At 64.3% G+C, this 22,389-nt stretch carries 15 protein-coding genes and 2 tRNA genes; 15 read left to right on the forward strand and 2 right to left on the reverse strand.

Annotation, left to right across the window (positions count from 1 at the left end; all coding sequences use genetic code 11):
- Positions 1–321: 321 nt before the first annotated feature.
- The 13 genes from dnaA (at position 322) to GUY30_RS00065 (ending at position 18,317) form a co-directional block, all read left to right on the forward strand.
- Complete coding sequence (gene dnaA, locus GUY30_RS00005; RefSeq protein WP_167193018.1) at positions 322–2,019, forward strand: chromosomal replication initiator protein DnaA; 1,698 nt, start codon at positions 322–324, stop codon at positions 2,017–2,019.
- A gap of 547 nt (positions 2,020–2,566) precedes the next feature.
- A complete protein-coding gene (dnaN, locus tag GUY30_RS00010; protein ID WP_172173149.1) occupies positions 2,567–3,706 on the forward strand; it encodes a DNA polymerase III subunit beta in 1,140 nt (379 codons plus the stop codon).
- Positions 3,707–4,843, forward strand: coding sequence for a DNA replication/repair protein RecF (gene recF, locus GUY30_RS00015; RefSeq protein ID WP_167193019.1), 1,137 nt, complete (start codon positions 3,707–3,709; stop codon positions 4,841–4,843).
- Positions 4,840–5,352 (forward strand): DciA family protein, encoded by a 513-nt coding sequence (locus GUY30_RS00020; protein ID WP_167193021.1) that lies wholly within the window; start codon positions 4,840–4,842, stop codon positions 5,350–5,352. The genes recF and GUY30_RS00020 overlap by 4 nt, the downstream gene beginning before the upstream one ends.
- Positions 5,353–5,572: 220 nt before the next feature.
- Positions 5,573–7,570: a DNA topoisomerase (ATP-hydrolyzing) subunit B gene (gyrB, locus tag GUY30_RS00025; RefSeq protein ID WP_167193023.1), complete on the forward strand. Its 1,998-nt coding sequence runs from the start codon at positions 5,573–5,575 to the stop codon at positions 7,568–7,570.
- Positions 7,571–7,711: 141 nt separating this feature from the next.
- On the forward strand, positions 7,712–10,279 hold the full coding sequence (gene gyrA, locus GUY30_RS00030; protein WP_167193026.1) for a DNA gyrase subunit A: 2,568 nt from the start codon (positions 7,712–7,714) through the stop codon (positions 10,277–10,279).
- Entirely contained in the window at positions 10,276–11,130 is an 855-nt protein-coding gene (locus tag GUY30_RS17825; protein WP_228281532.1) for a DUF3566 domain-containing protein, read from the forward strand. Before gyrA ends, GUY30_RS17825 begins: the two co-directional genes overlap by 4 nt.
- Positions 11,131–11,291: 161 nt before the next feature.
- Positions 11,292–11,365 (forward strand) — tRNA-Ile (locus tag GUY30_RS00040).
- Positions 11,366–11,536: 171 nt separating this feature from the next.
- Positions 11,537–11,609: transfer RNA gene (locus tag GUY30_RS00045), tRNA-Ala, on the forward strand.
- A gap of 382 nt (positions 11,610–11,991) precedes the next feature.
- Entirely contained in the window at positions 11,992–13,440 is a 1,449-nt protein-coding gene (locus GUY30_RS00050; RefSeq protein ID WP_167200528.1) for an MDR family MFS transporter, read from the forward strand.
- Positions 13,441–13,562: 122 nt separating this feature from the next.
- Positions 13,563–16,184 carry an excinuclease ABC subunit UvrA gene (locus GUY30_RS00055; RefSeq protein WP_167193028.1) on the forward strand — a complete coding sequence of 874 codons (2,622 nt, stop codon included), beginning with the start codon at positions 13,563–13,565 and terminating at the stop codon, positions 16,182–16,184.
- 140 nt (positions 16,185–16,324) lie between these two features.
- Positions 16,325–17,632 (forward strand): calcium:cation antiporter family protein, encoded by a 1,308-nt coding sequence (locus tag GUY30_RS00060; RefSeq protein ID WP_167193030.1) that lies wholly within the window; start codon positions 16,325–16,327, stop codon positions 17,630–17,632.
- A gap of 10 nt (positions 17,633–17,642) precedes the next feature.
- On the forward strand, positions 17,643–18,317 hold the full coding sequence (locus GUY30_RS00065; RefSeq protein ID WP_167193032.1) for a metal-dependent transcriptional regulator: 675 nt from the start codon (positions 17,643–17,645) through the stop codon (positions 18,315–18,317).
- Between the two features lie 195 nt (positions 18,318–18,512).
- On the opposite strand, the gene GUY30_RS00070 is transcribed toward GUY30_RS00065, so the two are convergent.
- A complete protein-coding gene (locus GUY30_RS00070; protein ID WP_167193034.1) occupies positions 18,513–19,886 on the reverse strand; it encodes an aldehyde dehydrogenase family protein in 1,374 nt (457 codons plus the stop codon).
- A 114-nt stretch (positions 19,887–20,000) separates the two neighbouring features.
- On the opposite strand from GUY30_RS00070, the gene GUY30_RS00075 reads away from it, so the two are divergent.
- The gene (locus tag GUY30_RS00075) at positions 20,001–20,378 is read left to right on the forward strand and encodes a VOC family protein (protein WP_167193036.1); all 378 of its coding nucleotides are present in this window, start codon (positions 20,001–20,003) and stop codon (positions 20,376–20,378) included.
- A 63-nt stretch (positions 20,379–20,441) separates the two neighbouring features.
- Here the strand turns inward: GUY30_RS00075 and GUY30_RS00080 are convergent, their stop codons facing one another.
- On the reverse strand, positions 20,442–21,767 hold the full coding sequence (locus GUY30_RS00080; protein ID WP_167193038.1) for an MFS transporter: 1,326 nt from the start codon (positions 21,765–21,767) through the stop codon (positions 20,442–20,444).
- A 76-nt stretch (positions 21,768–21,843) separates the two neighbouring features.
- On the opposite strand from GUY30_RS00080, the gene GUY30_RS00085 reads away from it, so the two are divergent.
- Entirely contained in the window at positions 21,844–22,338 is a 495-nt protein-coding gene (locus tag GUY30_RS00085) for a winged helix-turn-helix transcriptional regulator (protein WP_167193040.1), read from the forward strand.
- The last annotated feature ends 51 nt before the right edge of the window (positions 22,339–22,389 follow it).

Below are 22,389 nucleotides of genomic sequence, written 5' to 3' on the forward strand. Positions count from 1 at the left end.
AGAGCCAAAAGATAATCAGGATAATCGGATGAAGCCCGGTACACAGGACACTCCATCTTAGCGAGGCTCTGTCCGAGCGGTCAAACGGGATCCGCATGTTTCACGTCACGCTCGCCCGAAATTCATCACCGTTCGCGTTTCCGTCACCAACGCCCGTCCACAAGTCACACCCATGTAGTTTTCCACAAGCTTATCCACGAGTGTGGAGATTCACTGGCCTGAGTCGGCACTGATCCACATTCTGTGGAAAACTATGTGGAAGTCATGCACAGGTGTGGATCACGCCAGAACGATTTTTTTGAAAGCTGAGGAAATGTGACGGTGTCGAATTCCAAGAACGAGCTCATCAGCCGCTGGCGCACGGTGGTCTCAACCCTGGATCAGGACCCGGAACTCACGGCCCACCAGAAGGGATTCCTCTCCCTGGCTGTGCCCAAAGCCCTCGTCGACAATGCTCTCGTCCTTCTCGCCGTGCGCGACGAACACACCCGCCGCACCATCGAGACCCGACTGCTCGGCCCCCTGACCAGGGAGTTCTCCAAGGTCCTCGGGTTCGAGGTGACTTTCGGCTTCGTCGTCGATCCCGAACTCGACGTGCCGATCCGCTTCGAAGATCTCATCGGAGAACCCACCCCGGGAACTCAGTTTCCCATCGATCCGGTCACCTCCACCTCGGCGACGGGATCGCCGGAACCCACCCGCACCGAGGCGGCCGAACCGGTGCGCCCTGCCCCAGCCGATCATTCGACCCCCGGATTCGCCCAGCCGAACCAGGGCCAACCGGGTCAGGGCCAGCCCGCCGCGCAGACTCCGAACACTCAGATGCCGCCGCAGGCGCAGACATCGGCACCGCAGACGCCCACCCAGCAGCCGCCTCGTGTACCGGCCGATTCGGGGATGACCGACCGTGAGATGAAGATCGCCGAGGCGACCGCCGCCCCGATGGGCCCGCCCGTCGATGCTCCCGGCGTCGCCCAGCTCAACCCGAAGTACACCTTCGACACCTTCGTCATCGGCGCATCCAACCGTTTCGCCCACGCCGCGGCGTTCGCCGTCGCCGAGGCACCGGCCAAGGCCTACAACCCTCTGTTCATCTACGGGGACTCGGGATTGGGCAAAACCCACCTGCTCCATGCGATCGGCTACTACGCCACTCAGCTGTTCCCCGAGATCCGCGTGAAGTACGTCTCCAGCGAAGAGTTCGTCAACGACTTCATCAACACGATCGGTTCGTCGAAGACCTCGAACGCCCTGCGTCCGGCCTTCCAGCGCCGCTACCGTGAGGTCGACATCCTCATGATCGACGACATCCAGTTCCTGCAGGGCAAGGATGCGACCGTCGAGGAGTTCTTCCATACCTTCAATGCGCTGCACAACGAGGCCAAGCAGGTCGTCATCACCTCCGATCAGCCGCCGAAGATGCTCAAGGGCTTCGAAGAGCGGCTGCGCTCCCGCTTCGAATGGGGTCTGCTCACGGACGTGCAGCCGCCGGATATGGAGACCCGGTTCGCGATTCTGCGCCGCAAGGCAGCAGCCGAACAGCTCGACGTCCCCGATGATGTCCTCGAATACATCGCCTCCCGGGTGTCCTCGAACATCCGCGAGCTCGAAGGCGCCCTCATCCGGGTAACGGCTTTCGCCAACCTCAACGATCAGCAGATCGACGTCTCCTTGGCCGAGACCGTCCTCAAGGACTTCATCACCCCCGATGACACCCCTGCAGTCACGGCCGCGGACATCATGGGTCAGACCGCTGCCTACTTCAGCCTCACCCTCGATGACCTGTGCGGAACCTCCCGGTCCCGGACGCTGACCACGGCAAGACAGATCGCCATGTATCTGTGCCGTGAGCTCACCGACCTCTCCCTGCCCAAGATCGGACAGGCGTTCGGTGGACGCGATCACACGACCGTTATGCATGCGAACAAGAAGATTCGAACTCAGATGGCCGAAAGACGGGCCGTCTACACACAGGTCACCGAACTCACAAACCGCATTAAACAACAGCACCGCCTATAGAAGACGTCATACACATCTGTGGATAACCCTGGGGACAATTGCTCACAGCTGGGGACAGAACGGTGGACAGAAGCGCTCCGCGGGTGGAAAGATGTGAACTACATGCTTGTGTTTACCCAAGCGCCCACCGACGCCCTCGTCGCGGTGCACATGGCATCCACAAGCCCATAATCGGTCAGAACCCTTGATTACTCTGGGGTAAGAGGCACTTATCCACAATCTCCACAAGTGCTGATACTTCTACCAAGTGAATTCAACTCCTAAGAGGGCGACCGCCACCGACTGCTGCGGTGGGTGAGCATCGAGCTCACAACCTCGAGCTCGTCTCGGTTGCTGAGCTCCGCAATATTCGAACACAGGATCTCGGACGATTCTCGAATGCGAGATTCACTCTCCTCGGACCCTCTTTCGGTCGGCACTCCTGAGGTGGGCACAAATCGGATAGGCTGTGTAAAGTTTTCCGAGCAGTATCGAGCCTGTGACTCGCAACCCGGAATCTTGTGCCAGATGCCCAGTGCAGGTCGGGTGGCCACCCCGAAGGAGTAAAGTGAACGCGGAAGCATCCCCCTTGAAGTTCAAAGTCAATCGCGACGTTCTCGCTGACGCTGTTGCCTGGGCAACCAAGACTCTGCCCAACCGTCCTTCCGCTCCGGTCCTCACCGGCATCCTCATCACCGCCGAAGCCGGCGGCACAGTGCGCCTGGCCGTCTTCGACTACGAAGTCTCTTCCCGTGTCGAGATCGTCGCCGATGTCGCCTCCGCAGGAACGGTCCTCGTCTCCGGCCGTCTGCTCGCCGACATCTCCAAGGCGCTGCCGAACCAAGAGGTCACGCTCGAACAGATCGATGCGAAGGTCGACGTCACCTGCGGATCCTCCCGCTTCTCGCTGATGACGATGCCCGTGGCCGAATACCCGGCACTGCCGCAGATTCCCGACGACTCCGGCACCGTTTCGGCCGGAGAGTTCCAGAACGCCGTCTCACAAGTCACGATCGCGACCTCGAAGGACGACACCCTGCCGATCCTCACCAGCGTTCGCGTCGAGATCGAGGGCGAGAAGGTCACCATGCTCGCCACCGACCGCTACCGTCTGGCCGTGCGCGAATTCACCTGGAACCCGGGACGTCCAGACGTCTCGGCCGTGGCCCTGCTGCGCGGACGCACACTCTCCGATGTCTCGAAGTCCCTCGGCGGAGATGTCACCATCGGTCTGAGCACCGACGCCGGCAAGGACCTCATCTCCTTCACCTCGGCGGGCCGAGTCACCACCTCGCTGCTCATCGAAGGCGAATACCCCAAGGTCAGGTCGCTGTTCCCGGATTCGGTTCCGATCCACGCCATCGTCGAGACCGCCGTGCTGCGTGAAGCCGTGCGCCGTGTCTCGCTCGTGGCCGAACGCAACACCCCGCTGCGCTTCGAGGTCACCGACGGAATGCTCACCCTCCACGCCGGCACCGGTGACGACGCTCAGGCTTCCGAAGCCGTCGAAGCCACACTTCAGGGCGACGAGATCACCGTCGGCTTCAACCCTCACTACATCGCCGAAGGTCTCGCCGCTGTCGAGAGTCCGTACGTGAACTTCTCCTTCACCCAGCCGATGAAGCCGGTCATCATCTCCGGGCAGAAGGAACTCGACGGTCCTGCCGACGAGTCCTATCGCTATCTGCTCATGCCCACGCGCATCTGAATGTGGATATCCCGACTCTCCCTGCGTGACTATCGGTCGTATCCGGAGCTCGACCTCGAGTTCTCACCCGGAGTCACGACATTCGTGGCTGACAACGGGACCGGGAAGACCAATATCGTCGAGGCGATCGGGTACCTCGCTCATCAGCGCTCCCACCGGGTCGCGTTCGACGCTCCTCTCGTCCACGAGGGCAGACCGGCGGCGACAGTGTCGGCACTGGTCAACCGGGATCAGCGCCACGCCACCGTCGAGGTGACCATCCAGGCCAAAGGAGCCAATCGAGCCCGGGTCAACCGCAATGCGGTGAAGCTCAAAGACATCCTCGGCCTCGTCTCCTGCGTCGTCTTCGCCCCCGAGGATCTCAGCCTGGTGCGGGGCGAACCGGCCGAACGCCGCTCCTGGATCGACACCCTCGTCGTGGCGCGCAACCCGCGCTTCGCCTCGATCATCACGGACTTCGAACGGGCACTCAAACAGCGCAATGCTCTGCTCAAACGGCTCCGCGAGGACCGCGATCCCGGCCTCGAGGCGACCCTCGACATCTGGAACATGGCCTACGCGGACTCCGCGGCCGAGCTCGTCTTCGGTCGGCAGCGGATCCTCGCCGACATCGTCGAGCCGCTGCAGACGAACTTCGCCTATATCGCCGCCGACGCCCGACTGGAGCGGCAAGGTGCCCATATCGCCTACGGTTCGCGCATCGACTACTCGCAGGCCGAGTCCGCGGCCGACTGCAAGGAGCTGCTGCTCGCAGCCCTCGACCGTCGCCGGACGACGGAGATCGAGCGCGGACTGACCCTGCACGGACCCGGCCGCGATGATCTGTCGCTGACGATCGGAACGCATCCGGCCAAGGGGTACGCCTCTCACGGGGAGACGTGGTCTCTGGCGCTGGCGATGCAGCTGGCGGGCTGGGATCTGCTCTCCGCCGATGCCGGAAGTGCCGCCGAACAGCCGATCCTCGTCCTCGACGACGTCTTCGCCGAACTCGACACCGGTCGACGGCAGCGTCTGGCCTCCAGAGTGACCTCGGCCGAACAGGTCTTCATCACCTCGGCCGTCGACTCCGATCTGCCCGATGGCCTCGAGGGAGTCCGGATCGACCAGTCCCGCCTCCTGCAGAGCAGCGCAACATGAGCGGCATCGAACGGGACTACTCCACTCCCGTCGCCGCCCTCGAAGCCCTCGACCGAGTACGGCGGATGGAGGTCACCGAAGCGAAGTTCGTCCGCAGCCGTCGACGTTCACGTCTCCGCGGCGAAGTCGTCTACTCCGGATCGGGCCGAGACGGCCGTGACCCGAAATCGGTGTCCTCCGTGCTCGGCTCTCTCATCTCCGACCGCGGTTGGTCGTCCTCACTCGACATCGGCAAGGTGCTCGGCCGGTGGCCCGACCTCGTCGGGTCCCAAGTGGCCCAGCACGCGACTCCCGTCGACTTCTCTCCTCCGCTGCTGGTCATCGCGGCGGACTCGACGACCTGGGCGACCCAGCTGCGAGTGCTCAAACCGACGATCCTGCGCAAGCTCGAGGAAGGCCTGGGCTCGGCGACGATCACCGAGATCGAGATCAAGGGGCCACAGGGGCGCACCTTCAAACGCGGCCGACGATCGGTGGCCGGCCGCGGACCCAGGGACACATTCGGCTGAGATGGGGCGGCTGCCTCGGCGAAATTCCGGGAAGAGTCCCTGCATTTATGAGAAGAACACAGAAGGCCTTAAACGGCCATAGCCGCTCCCTCACCTGTCCGGGGGTACATCTGCGGCACGAAAATTCGGGAAATACGCCTTCACAGGCCGCTTACGGGCATTTCAGCGTGCGGCGCGGTAGAATGGGGAGCTGATAGCGACCATCCGAACAAGGAGTCATATGACGACCGAGGATCAGCCTCATTATGATGCCGGCGACATCACTGTGCTCGAGGGTCTCGAGGCAGTCCGGAAACGACCCGGCATGTACATCGGTTCGACCTCGGAACGCGGTCTCCACCACCTCGTTCAGGAGATCGTCGACAACTCGGTCGACGAGGCGATGGCCGGCTATTGCGACCATATCGAGGTCACCATCCTCGCCGACGGCGGCGTCCGCGTATCCGACGACGGCCGTGGAATGCCGGTGGCCATGCACCCGACGGAGGGCAAGCCGACCGTCGAGGTGATCCTCACGATCCTCCATGCCGGCGGCAAGTTCGGCGGCGGCGGTTATGCCGTGGCCGGCGGTCTCCATGGTGTGGGTTCGACCGTCGTCAACGCGCTGTCCGAACGACTCGAAGTCGAGGTCAAGCGCGACGGCTATGTGTGGAACATGGACTTCGTCCGCGGTGTGCCCACCGGCGAACTGCAGCGCGGCGAGGCGACCGATGCGACCGGCACGACCGTGACCTTCTGGCCGGATGGCTCGATCTTCGAGACCACGGACTTCTCCTACGAATACCTGCGTGCGCGCTTCCAACAGATGGCCTTCCTCAACAAGGGCCTGAAGATCAGCCTCACCGATGAGCGCCACAACGAGGTCGATGACGAGGATGTCCAGATCGACGAGGACGAGGCGAACGAGTGGAAGCCGCGCACCGTCACCTACGAATACGCGAACGGCCTGCTCGACTATGTCGAGTACCTCAACTCGACGAAGAAGGCCGATCTCGTCCACCCCGATGTCATCGTCTTCGAAGCCGAAGAGGGCGAACAGACTCTGGCGCTCGAGATCGCGATGCAGTGGACGACGTCGTACAACGAGTCCGTTCACACCTACGCGAACGTCATCAACACCCATGAGGGCGGTACTCACGAAGAGGGCTTCCGCACGGCACTGACCTCGCTGGTCAACGCGTATGCGAAGGATCAGAAGCTGCTGCGCGACAAGGATCCCAACCTCACCGGCGACGATATCCGCGAGGGACTCACCGCCGTCATCTCCGTCAAGCTCGGCGACCCCCAGTTCGAAGGTCAGACGAAGACGAAGCTCGGCAACTCCGAGGTCAAGGGCTTCGTCCAGCGCGTGGTCCGCGACGAACTCGGACACTGGTTCGAGTCGAACCCGGCCCAGGCCAAGGACGTGGTGCGCAAGGCGCTGCAGGCCTCCCAGGCCCGGCTAGCCGCACGTAAAGCCCGTGAGGCCACCCGCCGCAAGGGACTGCTCGAGTCCTCGGGCATGCCCGGCAAGCTCAAGGACTGCCAGTCGAAGGACCCTTCCGTATCCGAAGTCTTCATCGTCGAGGGTGACTCGGCCGGCGGCTCGGCGACTCAGGGCCGCAACCCGAACACCCAGGCGATCCTGCCGCTGCGCGGAAAGATCCTCAACGTGGAAAAGGCTCGCCTCGACCGAGCGCTGGGCAACAACGAAGTCCAGGCGATGATCACGGCCTTCGGCACCGGCATCGGTGAGGAGTTCGACCTCGAGAAGCTGCGGTACCACAAGATCGTCCTCATGGCCGACGCCGATGTCGACGGACAGCACATCACGACCCTGCTGCTGACGCTGATCTTCCGGTACATGAAGCCGCTCATCGAGCACGGCTACGTCTACCTCGCCACCCCGCCGCTCTACCGCATCAAGTGGTCGAACGCACCGCACCAGTTCGCGTACACGGACAAGGAGCGCGACGGACTCCTCGAGACCGGGCGGGCCGCAGGCAAGCGACTGCCCAAGGACCTCGCGATCCAGCGCTACAAGGGTCTGGGCGAGATGAACTACGAGGAGCTGTGGGAGACGACGATGGATCCCGACCACCGGCTGCTGAAGCAGGTGTCGCTGGACGACGCGATCGTCGCCGATGAGATCTTCACCGTCCTCATGGGCGATGACGTGGATTCGCGTCGCCGCTTCATCCAGGAGAACGCGAAGGACGTCCGCTTCCTCGACATCTGAGCGTCCGTCCTCACCGGGGCAGCCGCCTCGGTGAGGGTGGGAGTCCGGATGCCCCGCCCCCATTCTTTGCACGCACCAATCGCCGCCGCACACGGCTGAGATCCAGCCGGACACGGTTCGAATACAAGGGAAGAGCCCACATTGGCCGACGAGAACGATATCGGAACAGAAATCAACCGGATCGAACAGGTTGATCTCAACCTCGAGATGCAGAGGTCGTACCTCGATTACGCGATGAGCGTGATCGTCGGACGTGCCCTGCCCGACGTCCGCGACGGACTCAAGCCCGTCCACCGCCGCGTGCTCTACGCGATGTTCGACGGCGGCTACCGGCCGGACCGCAACTTCTCCAAGTGCTCCCGCGTCGTCGGCGACGTCATGGGCCAGTACCACCCGCACGGTGACACGGCGATCTACGATGCCATGGTCCGTCTCGTGCAGCCGTGGACGATGCGCTATCCGCTCGTGGCAGGACAGGGCAACTTCGGATCCCCGGGCGACGACGGAGCGGCCGCACCGCGTTATACCGAGTGCAAGATGGCGCCCCTGGCCATGGAGATGGTCCGGGACATCGAAGAAGGCACCGTCGACTTCCAGGACAACTACGACGGTCGCAACCAGGAACCCATGGTTCTGCCCTCCAGGTTCCCGAACCTGCTGGTCAACGGCTCGGCCGGCATCGCCGTGGGTATGGCCACGAACATTCCTCCGCACAACCTGCGGGAAGTTGCCCAGGGCGCACAGTGGTTGCTGTCCCACCCGGAGGCGAGCAAAGAAGAGGCACTCGAAGCCCTCCTCGGCATCGTCAAGGGACCCGACTTCCCGATGGGCGCGACGGTCCTCGGCCGCAAGGGCATCGAGGACACCTACCGCACCGGTCGCGGATCGATCACTCAGCGAGCCGTCGTCGAGGTCGAAGAGATCCAGGGCCGCACCTGCCTCGTCGTCACCCAGCTGCCGTACATGGTCAACCCGGACACCCTGGCCGCGAAGATCGCCTCCTACGTCAAGGACGGCAAGGTCGCCGGCATCGCCGATCTGCGCGACGAGTCCTCGGGCCGCACCGGTCAGCGCTTGGTCATCGTGCTCAAGCGCGATGCCGTGGCCAAGGTCGTGCTCAACAACCTGTACAAGCACACCTCGCTGCAGGAGAACTTCTCCGCGAACATGCTGGCCCTCGTCGACAGCGTGCCGCGCACACTGAGCATCGACTCGTTCCTGCGGCTGTGGGTCAAGCACCAGATCGAAGTCATCGTCCGTCGTACGCAGTTCCGGCTGCGCAAGGCCGAAGAGCGCGCTCATATCCTGCGCGGCTACCTCAAGGCCCTCGACGCCCTCGACGAAGTCATCGCCCTGATCCGCCGCTCCCCGTCCTCGGACGAGGCGCGGACCGGTCTGATGGAGCTGCTCGAGGTCGACGAACTTCAGGCCAATGCGATCCTCGACCTGCAGCTGCGCCGTCTGGCCGCACTGGAGCGTCTGAAGATCCAGGAAGAGGCCGAGAAGATCGAGCAGCAGATCGCCGAGTACAACCACATCCTGGCAACCCCGGCTCGCCAGCGTGAGATCGTGTCCGAGGAACTCGACGAGATCGTCGAACGCTACGGTGATGATCGCCGCACGAAGATCCTCGCCGGATTCGACGGAGATGTGTCCATGGAGGACCTCATCCCCGAGGAAGAGGTCGTCGTCACGATCACCCGCGGCGGCTACGCGAAGCGGACCCAGACTCACCTCTACCGTGCTCAGCACCGCGGCGGCAAGGGCATCAAGGGCGCGGCGCTGCGCGGCGACGACGTCGTCGAACAGTTCTTCGTCACCTCGACCCACAACTGGCTGCTGTTCTTCACGAACACCGGTCGCGTGTACCGGGCGAAGGCCTATGAGCTGCCCGAGGGCTCACGGGACGCCAAGGGCCAGCACGTGGCGAACCTGCTCGCCCTCCAGCCGGGTGAGACGATCGCACAGGTGCTGTCGATCCGGGACTACGAGGTAGCCGACTTCCTCATCCTCGCCACCCGGTCCGGTGTGGTGAAGAAGACCCGCCTGAGCGAGTACGACTCGAACCGCACCGGCGGTGTCATCGCCATCAACCTGCGCGAATACAAGGGTCAGCCCGATGAGCTGGTCTCGGCCCGCATCGTCGGTGCCGAGGATCACCTGCTGCTGATCTCGCGGAAGGGCATGTCGATCCGCTTCGCCGCCGATGACGAGTCGATCCGTCCCCTGGGCCGAGTCACCGGTGGCGTCACCGGTATGAAGTTCAAAGACGACGACGAGCTGCTGACGATGGACGTCGTTCGGCCGGACACCCACGTCTTCGTCGTCACTGAAGCCGGGTTCGCCAAGCGCACCCCGGTCGACGAGTACCGCCTGCAGGGGCGCGGCGGTCTGGGAATCCGGGTTGCGAAGATCACCGAACAGCGCGGAGACTTGGTGGGCGGACTCATCGTCGAAGACGGTGAGGAGGTCCTCGTGGTCATGGAGCGAGGTAAGATCGTTCGGTCGAGCATCGATGAAGTTCCGGCGAAGGGACGCAACACCATGGGTGTGGTGTTCGCGAAACCGGATAAGAAAGATCGTATTATCGCAGTGACCCGTGGTCCCGAAGCCGAGGTCGAAGACGAGATCGAAAGCGAAGACGATGCCGAAGTCCCGGAAGGTGAGGTCGCAGAGCCTCAGACCGGCAACGAGGATGTGGAAGAGTGAGCGATAGCAAACAGCCAGGCTCAGGCAAGATCATACGCACGTCGAGCGGCTCGACCCGTCTGACGGCCGGATCGTCGAAGTCGGACGAGAAGTCGGCTGCAACATCCGGATCGGGTTCGAAGTCCGGGTCCGGCGCGAATCAGGGATCCGGGTCCGGTCGCGGCTCCTCGGGTCAGAACAGCCAGAACGCCACCGTCGTCGCACCTCCCGCACCGAAGGCTTCGCCGAAGCCCAACCGCGCGCCCTCGGCCGGATCGACGCCATCGGCCCACACCGGATCTCAAGGATCGGGTGCCCAGACCGGTTCCCAGGGGGTCGGAGCACCGGCCTCCGGATCGCAGGGATCAGGCTCCCAGGGATCGAGCGGCGGCAACCGCGGCGCCACCTCGGTGATGGGAAATGCCGCGAACACCGTCCGCGCGAGCTCCGGCAGCGTGAAGATGGGTGTGAAGAACATGGTCGAGGGCGGAAAGGGCAAGAAGAAAAAGGGCCCCCGCACCGTCCGCCTCACCGTCTCCGCGGTCGACCCGTGGTCGGTCATGAAGATGTCGTTCCTCATGTCCGTGGCGATCGGCATCGCCACCATCGTCGCGTTCATCGTGCTGTGGGTCGTGCTGCAGGCGACCGGTGTGATGAGCGGCCTCGAGTCGACCATGAGTGAGCTTGCCGGCGCGGAGTCGGCCGAGCGGATCATCGGCATCTTCGGCTTCGGCCGAGTCGTCGCTGCCGGCTTCATCATCGCGGTCATCAACATCGTGCTGATGACGGCGCTGTCGACCCTGGCGGCTTTCATCTACAACATCGGCTCCCTCATCGCCGGCGGATTCAGCCTCACCCTCACCGACGACTGACCCCTCCCCTAATTGCTACCTGACGGCGGCCCAGCAACCTCGCGCGAGGTTGCTGGGCCGCCGTCAGGTAGTTCTGGGAGGGTGTGAGGGGTGTCACTGGGTGCCGATTTGTATTTGTCTGGCCTGGATGGGTATTGTTTTACTTCGGGTTCACCCGATAAGGGCCTATAGCTCAGGCGGTTAGAGCGCTTCGCTGATAACGAAGAGGTCCCTGGTTCAAGTCCAGGTAGGCCCACGTCCTGTCACAACAGGATTTCCTTTCGAGGAGGATCATGAGAAGATGGATTCTCAGCGGTCTCACGTTAGTGGGACTGGGAGTGTTCTTCGGGTGGCGGCACCAGAACCAGAGTGCCCAGGCCGAATGGTCCGAACACACCGACTCGGTGTGAGGGTGTGAACCCGTTTCGGGGGTATGGCGCAATTGGTAGCGCATCTGCTTTGCAAGCAGAGGGTTAGGGGTTCGAGTCCCCTTACCTCCACTCGAGTAGTTTTGAGACAGCACTCGTAGAACGAAGGCTCCGAACCGATTGCGGTTCGGAGCCTTCGTCGTTCGCTGAGGCCGGACCCGACGTCACGGGGAGTTGTCACCGGACGCCACCCACGTCTGTTCTCCCTGCAACACTCGGCAGTGACGAAGGTCGCTGCGGTTTCGGGTTCTCCCCACTGTCGGCGGGAATCGGGAATACGTTAGTCTGAGTTGCTGTTAAGACAATCGTCTGCGCGTCGATTCGGCATCTGCGTGCGACCTCCGCCCACATCCCGGGCACCACAGACACATCCGAACGGAGCACCGTCTTGTCCAGCGACAGCTCACCCGCACACGCTCAGACTCATCAGCCCGAGACCATCGACCCCGCAGGCATGAAGGTTATCTGGCTGCTGCTGGTGGCTGCCTTCGTGGCGATTCTCAATGAGACGACGATGGCCATCGCCATCCCCGAACTCAACAAGTCCCTCGGCATCCCTCCGGAGCAGGGCCAGTGGCTGACCAGCGCCTTCATGCTCACCATGGCCGTCGTCATTCCGACGACCGGATTCCTCCTCCAGCGATTCACCACGCGCCAGATCTTCCTGGCCGCGATGATTCTGTTCTCGACAGGCACGCTCATCTGCCTCGTCTCGCAGGGATTCATCCTGCTCCTCATCGGACGGATCGTCCAAGCCGCAGGCACCGGCATCATGATGCCTCTGCTGATGACCACGATGATGAATGTGGTCCCTGCGCATTCGCGCGGACGGATGATGGGTCGAGTCGGTCTCGTCATCTCGCTGGCCCCGGCCATCGGACCGACGATGTCGGGCATCGTGCTCGATTCGCTGGGCTGGCGCTGGCTCTTCGGCATCATCCTGCCGATCGCGCTCATCGCTCTGTCACTCGGCGCGAAGTGGATGACCAATCTCGGTGAGTCGACGCACGCCCCGATCGACGTCATCTCCATCATCCTGTCCGTGTTCGCCTTCGGCGGCATCGTCTACGGCCTCAGCCAGTTCGGCGGCGGTCACGGCGGTGAGTCCGGCGGTGGGTCCACAACCGCACTGGCATGGGCGACGATCGGCGGCGGACTGGTCTTCCTCGCCCTCTTCGTGTGGCGCCAGCTCGTCCTGCAGAAGGACGATCGCGCCCTGCTCGACCTCCGTGTGTTCAATTCGCGCAACTACGTCTTCTCGGTCATCATCATGGCGGTCGTCGCCCTGTCGATGTTCGGGACGTTCTCCCTGCTGCCGCTGTACCTGCAGAGCGTCGTCGGACTCGGCGCCACCCAGTCCGGCCTCGTCCTCCTGCCGGGTTCGGTGCTCATGGGCCTGCTCGGACCGGTGATGGGTCGAATCTACGACGCCCGAGGCCCCAAGACGCTGCTCGTACCGGGCACGATCATGATCGCTTCCTCGATGTTCGCGTATTCGACGGCCGGCGTGGGAACGCCGATCTGGCTGCTCATCATCGTCCAGATCGTCATGTCGCTGGGCCTGGCCGCATCGTTCACTCCGCTGTTCTCCGCCTCTCTGGGATCGCTGGAGCGCCACCTGTACTCGCATGGTTCGGCCGCGCTGAACACCCTGCAGCAGGTAGCAGGTGCAGCCGGAACCGCACTGCTCATCTCGATCTACTCCGCGGCCCTGCACACCGGCCAGGCGGAGGGCAAGTCGATCCCCGAGGCGGGCGCTCCCGGTGGCCACGCCGCGTTCCTGCTGGCGACGGTCATCGCGATCGTCCCCATCGTCCTCGCATTCTTCATCCGCAAGCCCGAGGACCAGGAGGACTACCCCGCCGAGGTGGTCGAACCGACCGACGCCAGCCCCGCCGAATGATGACCGCTCCATAACAGCGGCACAATGGTGCGCACCGAACCCCTCGTTCCGATTCGTGGAACGAGGGGTTCTGCGTTCGGCCGTCCCGGTGCTCCGAGGTCCGTCCTTGGTACCATGACCTCATGATCTCCTCTGCGTCCTCGGGCCCGATGTCCTCGACCGAGATCCAACCGGATGTGCGAGTCCGAGGGGCCAGGGAACACAACCTGCGCAATGTCGATCTCACCATGCCTCGGGATGCACTCGTCGTATTCACCGGAGTGTCCGGGTCGGGCAAGTCCACCTTGGCATTCGGCACTCTCTACGCCGAATCCCAACGCCGCTACCTCGAATCCGTCGCCCCCTACGCCCGCAGGCTCATCGACCAGGCCGGAGTCCCTGACGTCGATTCAATCACGGGGATGCCGCCGGCCGTGGCCCTGCAGCAGCAGCGCGGCGGGCGCAGCGCCCGCTCGAGCGTCGGCAGCATCACGACGGTGTCCAGCCTCGTGCGCATGCTCTTCTCCCGTGCCGGCCACTACCCCGATGATCAGCCGATGCTGCTGGCCGAGGTGTTCTCCACGAATACAGTCGAAGGAGCCTGCCCCGAATGCCATGGAATCGGCCGCGTCTACGAGGTGCCCGAGGAGAAGATGGTCCCGGATCCGACGCTGACGATCCGGGAGCACGCAATTGCCTCCTGGCCGAAGGCCTGGCACGGCCACCAGCTGCGGGACGTGCTCGTCGCCCTCGGCTATGACGTCGATGTTCCGTGGCAGGATCTGCCGCGAGAGCACCGCGACTGGATCCTCTACACCGAGGAGACCCCGCACCTTCCCGTCCACTCCCGGCTGACATTGGCCGAGGCGCGCGAAGCGATCGCAGCAGGTGCCGAACCGACCTATTCGGGAACCTTCGTCGGAGCCCGCAAATACGTGCTCGATACGTTTGCGAACACGAAGAGTGCTGCGATGAAGCGGCGGGTCTCCGAGTTCCTCACCGTTGCGCCCTGCCCGATCTGCCAGGGAAAGAAGCTCAGACCCGAGGCACTGTCAGTGACGATCGCCGGTCTCGATATTGCCGAATTCTCCGCCCTGCCGCTGCATGAACTTATGCAGATCCTCAGCGATGCCGTCGCGGAGTCGAGAACATCCATGGACGCGGGCGATCACGCGCCGTCGTCATCTGGGCGCCAGTCTGCCGCCGAGGATCACTCCTCCGTTGACGATCATCCCTCGGCGGAGAAGCTCGCCGCGTTCGTCCGCCTCGGCGAGGGCCTCATCGACCGATTGAAGCCCATCAGCGATCTCGGGCTCGGGTACCTCTCGCTCGATCGGACCACGCCGACGCTCTCCGGTGGAGAGCTGCAGCGACTGCGGCTGGCCACACAGCTGACCTCCGACCTCTTCGGGGTCGTCTATGTGCTCGACGAACCCTCGGCCGGTCTCCACCCGCAGGACGTCGATGCACTCATGGGCATCCTCGACGGACTGAAGGCGCGCGGCAACAGTCTCTTCGTCGTCGAACATTCGGTCGACATCATGCGCCATGCCGACTGGCTCGTCGACATCGGACCCGGAGCCGGCGAACGCGGCGGGCACGTCCTCTACAGCGGCCCCGCTGCCGGTCTTGCCGAGGTCGACGAATCGGTGACCCGCGGCTATGTATTCGGCAACCGCGGACTCGAACCCCACGAACCACGTCAGCCCCACGGGTGGATGCGGCTGGAGAACATCCGCCGCAACAACCTCCACGATGTCAGCCTCGACCTGCCTCTCGGCGCGCTGACCGCCGTGACCGGAGTATCGGGGTCGGGCAAGTCCAGCCTCGTCAGCCAGGCGCTGCCGGCAATCGTCGGCGACCGGTTGGGAACGTCCACCTCCACTGATGACCCCGCTCCCGAAGGCGATGATCTGCTGCTCGTCGACGATACCGAAGAGCTGCGCGGAACCGTCACCGGAGACCTCACGGGATTCCGTCGGGTCGTGAGCATCGACCAGAACCCCATCGGCCGGACGCCCCGGTCCAATGTGGCGACCTACACCGGTCTGTTCGACCATGTCCGCCGCCGCTTCGCCGAGACTCCCGAGGCGAAAGAACGCGGATACAAACCCGGACGGTTCTCCTTCAACGTCTCCGGCGGACGGTGCCCGACCTGCGAAGGAGAAGGCTCCGTCATGGTCGAGCTGCTCTTCCTTCCGTCGGTCTATACCGAGTGCCCGGACTGCCACGGCACCCGCTTCCAGTCGAGCACGCTCGAGATCCTGTGGCGCGGACGCAACATCGCCGAGATCTTAGGGATGAGCGTCGAAGAGGCCCACGACTTCTTCACCGGCGAGTTCGACATCATCCGTTCGCTGACTGCGCTCATCGACGTCGGCCTCGGCTATCTGCGTCTCGGCCAGCCCGCCACCGAACTCTCCGGCGGCGAAGCACAGCGGGTCAAGCTCGCGAGCGAACTGCAGCGCTCCGAGCGCGGCGACACCCTCTACGTGCTCGATGAACCCACGTCAGGACTGCACTGCGCCGATGCCGACCGCCTCGTCGCCCACCTGCAGTCACTCGTCGATGCCGGCAACACCGTCGTCATGGTCGAACTCGATATGCGCGTGGTGGCCGTCGCCGATCACGTCATCGAACTCGGCCCAGGTGCCGGTGACGCCGGCGGACGGCTCGTCGCTGCAGGCGCACCCGCTGACGTTGCCGCGGCAGGTGCGGGTCCTTCGGCGAAATACCTCACCGCAGCACTGTCCGAACACGGGTGATCTGAGGCACACGCCCTGATCTCGGCAGGCTGCGAGATCCGCAGAAACATGCCGATCCCGGGACCTGCCGGAATTGTTGGAGACGTCTAAGTCTCAGTTGTCCGTAGACACACCCGATCTGCGGTGGGAAGTCTTGAGACATGCCCACAGCAATTCTTCGCCGCATCGCGATCTGCCTGCTCATCGCCGCACCCGCAGTGGTGCTTCGCGTCACCGGCGTCGAACTCGCCCCGGTCCTCGAGCTCCTCACCTACGGCGCCGCAATCGTCGCTGCCGCCTTCCTGCTGGCCTGGGCAGCCGAGGCGGCGCAGAAGGACATCTCGGGCGCGCTCGCGATCGCCCTGCTGGCCCTCATCGCTGTCCTCCCCGAGTACGCTGTGGACCTCTACTACGCCTTCCGATCCGGATCCGATCCCGACTATCTGCACTTCGCGGCGGCGAACATGACCGGATCCAACCGACTGCTGCTCGGCTTCGGCTGGCCGCTCGTCGTCATCATCGCGCTCCTCGTCGCCCGTCGCATGGCCAAGCGAACGAAGTCCCCCGTCCAGCACTCCCTGCGCCTCGACTCGGGCAGCCGGATGGACATCGGCTTCCTCGTCATCCTCGGCGTGATCGCCTTTGCCATACCGCTGCTGGGCAGTATCCCCATCTGGTTCGGCTCGGCACTCATCCTCATCTTCGCCGCCTACCTCTGGCGGGCCGGACAGTCCGCCGGAGACGAAGAAGAGGAGTTCGTCGGCGCCGCAGCCCTCATCGTCGCCATGCCACAGAAGGCCCGTCGGATCACCGTGATCTTGATGTTCGTCGTCTCCGCTGCGATCATCCTCACCTCAGCCGAACCGTTCGCCGATGCGCTCGTGGCCTCGGGTGAGAGCCTCGGCATCGACAGCTACTTCCTCGTCCAGTGGCTCGCCCCGTTGGCCTCCGAGGCGCCCGAGTTCATCATCGCCGCGATGTTCGCCCTGCGCGGCATGGGCGGAGCGGCCATCGGCACGCTCATCGCCTCGAAGGTCAACCAATGGAGCCTGCTTGTCGGCTCCCTGCCGATCGCCCACTTCGCCGGTGGCGGCGGCCTCGGGCTGCCCCTGGACGGCCGCCAGATCGAGGAGTTCGCACTCACGGCCACGCAGACCATCCTCGGCGTTGCGATCATCCTGGCCCTGCGCTTCCACTGGGCACCTGCGCTGGGACTGGCCGCGCTCTTCGGACTGCAGTTCTTGGTCACGGACACGTCTGGCCGCTGCATCCTCTCCGCGATCCAGGCGGTGCTGGCGATCGTCTTCCTCATCCTCCACCGGGCTGACATCCTCCCCACCCTCGCGGCCCCGTTCCGCAGGCCTCAGGCCGATTTCGGTGGGTCGGACATCACCGAGGCGGCCGAACCCAACCGCGAATCGATCGCCACGGCGTCCTCCGACCCGAATTCGCCCGGTGCCCGCGCGTAGAATGACGATCATGCCGCGCCCCGCTGTCACTCGCATGGTCGAGGACTACGTCACTCTCATCTGGAAAGCCTACGAATGGCCGGGCGGTCGCCCCGCCACCACCGAGATGGCCGAGCAGCTGGGAGTCACCGCCTCGACCGTTTCGGCGAATCTCAAGAAGCTCGCCCGCGACGGCTACATCGACTACGAACCCTACGGACAGATCGTGCTCACGGATGTGGGCCGGCAGATCGCCGTCGAGATCGTCAGGCGCCACCGCATCGTCGAGTCCTACCTCGTCGAGGCTCTGGGCCTGACCTGGGACCAGGTCCACGATGAGGCGGACCGGCTCGAACATGCGGTTTCCGACCTGGTGCTCGAGCGGATGAACGCGGCGCTGGGGAATCCGGAGCGAGACCCGCACGGTGACCCGATCCCCGATGTCGACGGGCATACGGCTGAATTCCCGAGCAGGCGGCTGCAGGAGACCGTCCCGGGCGTCGAGGTCGAAGTCGTGCGCGTCTCCGACCGTTCGCCCGAGCTGCTGCGGTACCTCACCGAACGCGGAATCGTCATCGGTACGAAGCTGCAGGTGAGATCGATCAGCTCGGCCGCCTCGGCGATCGCGGTCAGCATCGGCGACGAGAGCATCGAGCTCGCCCTCGACGCCGCCGACGCGATCCGCGTCGGACCCCGACCCAGCTGAGGGCTGGAGGACCGCCTGTCAGACGCCTGCAGATCGGCATCAGTGCGGACATCGGGGCGAGAGTCTCCCCGCCTCGTCCGCTTACGACAGATACGACAACTGCGACAGATACGACAACGCCCGGTCGGCTGCGAATGACTTGCAGCAGACCGGGCGTCGACTATTGCGCGGGGCTCAGGCCCGGCAACGAACAGATCAGGCGTGGACGCGGATGAGGTGTTCGTTGGTGAACGCCTGGAACGCCCACTGAGCGTTCTCGCGGCCGTAGCCGGAGCGGTTGATGCCACCGAAGGGGTATTCCGGTCCGGACTCCATGTGGCTGTTGATCAGCGTCATTCCGGCGTTGATCTTCTTGCCGAACTCCTGACCCTTCTCCAGATCGTCGGTCCACACCGAGGACATGAGGCCGTATTCGGTGTCGTTGGCCAGACGCAGAGCATCCTCTTCGTCCTTGGCACGGTAGATCATCACGGCCGGGCCGAAGAGCTCGTTGCAGCCGAGGTCCGAACGCGGGTCGATGTCGGTGAGCACGGCCGGGGACATGAACCAGCCCGGGCGGTCGAGCTTCTTGCCGCCGGTGAGCAGGGTCGCACCATCGGCGACGGCTTTCTCGATCATGCCGATGATCTCGTCGCGAGCACCTTCGGACGACACCGGTCCCATGCCGGCCTCGGGGTCGTCGAAGTCCGAAACCTTCGTAGCCTCGGCGGCCTTGACGGCCTCCGCCACGAACTCGTCGTAGAGGTCATCGACGACGATCATGCGCTTCGGCGAGGTGCAGACCTGGCCGGCGTTCGCCAGACGAATCCCGACGAGCTTCTGCGCGAGCGAGGCGACGTCCTTCGAGTCGAGGACGACGGCCGGGTCGTTTCCGCCGAGCTCGAGGACCGCGCGCTTGTAGTACTTCGCGGCGATCGCGGCCACCGAGGCGCCGGCACCCTCGGAACCGGTGAGCGAGAAGCCCTTGACGCGGAAGTCCTTGAGGACCTCCTCGGCGTGGGAGGAGTCGAGGTAGATGTTCTGGTACACGCCCTTCGGCAGCCCCGCCTCGGTGAGGAGGTCCTCGAAGTACTGGGAGGACTTCGGGCAGATCGACGCCTGCTTCATCATGATCGTGTTGCCGACCATGAGGTTGGGCAGCACGAAGCGGGCGATCTGGTTGTACGGGAAGTTCCACGGCATGATGCCCAGCAGCACGCCAAGCGGCTGGTGCTCGACATAGCTGCTGGCGGCGCCGGCGGCGGCCAGGTGGGTCGTGGACAGGTGAGTGGCGGCGTTGTCGGCCATCCAGCGGGCGGTGCGGGCGACCTTGTCGACCTCGCCGAGTCCCTGCTTCTTGATCTTGCCCATCTCGCGTCCGATGATGTCGGTCATCTCATCGGCGTTCTCATCGACGAGATCGGCGAATTTCCGCAGGATCGCCGCGCGCTCATGCAACGGCGTCTCCTTCCATGCCAGGTGCGCCTCATGGGCACGATCGATGTAGGCGGGAATCTCATCGACGGGTACGGAGGCGAACTCCTCCTCGACTTCGCCGGTGTTGGCATTGGTGACAGCGAACTTGCTCATGGAACGTCCTTTCACGGGTTGACGATCTGTGCCCTGTAACAAACTACAGTCTCCCGACATTCCGCGACACTTGAGTCCATCCCTGGGATTGGGAATCGGGAATAGGATTCGGGCATGGAGAGAGTGACTGGAATCGGCGGATATTTCCTGCGGGCCTCCGACCCCGAGGCGATGACGACGTGGTACCGAGATGTCTTCGGTGTCGACTTCGGCGATCACGGGCTGTGGCAGCAGCCGGAGGGACCGACCGTGATCGGGTTCTTCGAAGCCGACACCGACTACTTCGGGACGCGGCCGGAAGGCCAGGATCGGCAGCAGACGATGCTGAATTTCCGTGTCGCCGACCTCGACGCGATGATCGCGCAGCTCCGCGTTGCCGGCGCCGAGGTGGACGACCAGACCCAGCAGATGGACGGAATCGGACGCTTCGGCTGGGTGACCGATCCCGAAGGGAATCGGATCGAGCTGTGGGAGCCGGAAGAGCAGGGGTGACCGTCCGGTGAGCCCGTCCGCGGGCGGATTGAACTGGGGGATCTGGACGTCGGGTGGGTGGGTCTAGGCGGCCGCCTCGGCGGTGGCGGGTTCCCGGCGATCATCGACGAGGCGGCGCTTGATCGCGAACGACAGGACCGCGGCGATGACGCACATGGCTGCTCCGCCCCACCAGGCATAGGTGTACTCACCGAAGGCGTCACGGACGACACCCGCGCCGAACGCCGCGCCGGCGGCCCCGATCTGATGGGCGGCGAAGACCCAGCCGAAGACGATGGTGCCGTTGTCACCGAAGATCTCCCGACACAGCGCGGCCGTCGGTGGGACCGTCGCCACCCAGTCGAGTCCGTAGACGACGATGAAGAGGATCATGCTCGGGTGAACCGTGTCCGAGAGCAGCCAGGGCAGGAGCAGCAGGCCGACTCCACGGAAGGTGTAGTACGCGACGAGGAGGATCCGGGGATCGAACTTGTCGGTCAGCCACCCGGAGAACATCGTCCCGACGATGTCGAAGATTCCGACGACGGCGAGGAGACCGGCCGCCGTTGATGCAGGCATTCCGTGATCGTGAGCCGACGGGATGAAGTGGATGCCGATGAGGCCGTTCGTCGTGGCTCCGCAGATCGCGAAGGCGATGGCCAGAGCCCAGAATGATCGGTGTCGGGCGGCGAAGAAGAGTCCTTCGAAAGCCCGTCTGGTGGCCCCGGTGCCGCGGCGCTTGGCGGGGGCGCCGTCGGTGGCTGTCGAAGCGTCGGTGTCGACGGCTCCGTAGGGCAGGACGCCCAGGTCAGAGGGGTGATCGCGGAGGACGAACCAGACCAGCGGCACGGCGGCCATCGCCGCGATGCCGATGAGGAGGGACGCGGGCCTCCAGCCGGTGGACTCGGCGATCGTGGCGACCGGAGGCAGGAAGATCAGCTGGCCAGTGGCCGATCCTGCCGTGAGGATGCCCATGACCAGCCCACGGCGGGCGAGGAACCAGCGATCGGCGATCGTGGCAGCGAAGACGAGGGCCATCGAACCGGTGCCCAGCCCGATGAGCACTCCCCAGAAGATGAGCAGCTGCCAGGACGCGGTCATGAGCACGCTCCCGCCCGCGCCGAGGGCGACCAGCGCCAGCGCTGCAGCGACGACCTGGCGGATGCCGAAGCGGTCCATAAGCGCCGCGGCGAAAGGTGCGGTGAGCCCGTAGAGCAGCAGGTTCACGCTCACAGCCAGGGACATGCTGCTCATCGACCACCCGAAGTCCGCATGGAGCGGGACCATGAGGGCACCGGGAGCGGCACGGAACCCGGCGGCGGCGAGCAGGGCGATGAAGGCGACGGCAGCGACCCACCAGGCGGGGTGGATCCGGCGGTGCCTCCGCTGTACGGGTGGAGTGGTCGACATCGATCCCTCGGGCTTTCTTCAAAGAAGTTATACTGGAGACAGTTTAAACAGACTTCGCTGGAGAAAGGTAGCCGAGATGGCATTGCGTTCGGACTGGTCGCAGGAGTTCTGCCCGGTGAAGCGGTCGCTCGATGTGCTCGGCGATCCGTGGGTGCTGCTCATCGCCCGCGACGTCCTCCACGGAAAGGGACGATTCGATCAGCTGCGCGAGAATCTCGGAATCTCCGAGGCCGTCCTCAGCCGGCGGCTGTCAGGAATGCTCGAAGCCGGGCTCTTGACGAAGGTCGACTACGCCGATGGGGCCCGGATCCGCCAAGGCTACGCGGCCACCGAGGCAGCCGCGGATCTGCTTCCGATCCTCCAGCAGCTGTCGCTGTGGGCTGAGAAGCACACCGAACTGCCTGCCGGCGGAAGCCATATGGGACTCATCCACGAAGCCTGCGGGCAGGAGACGACTCAGGGCGAGGTGTGCAGCGCCTGCGGCGAGACTCTGGTTCCCGAACAGATGACCTGGGTCAAACCGTGGATCGACAGAAGGGAGCGGCTGCAGGCGCCAGGGACTCTCAACTGACCCTTGCCCGGACTGGGTGAAGCGGACGTTCTGCTGGGACTGTACGGTTCG

Source organism: Brevibacterium pigmentatum, assembly GCF_011617465.1.
In the GTDB taxonomy this organism is placed as follows: Bacteria; Actinomycetota; Actinomycetes; order Actinomycetales; family Brevibacteriaceae; genus Brevibacterium; species Brevibacterium pigmentatum.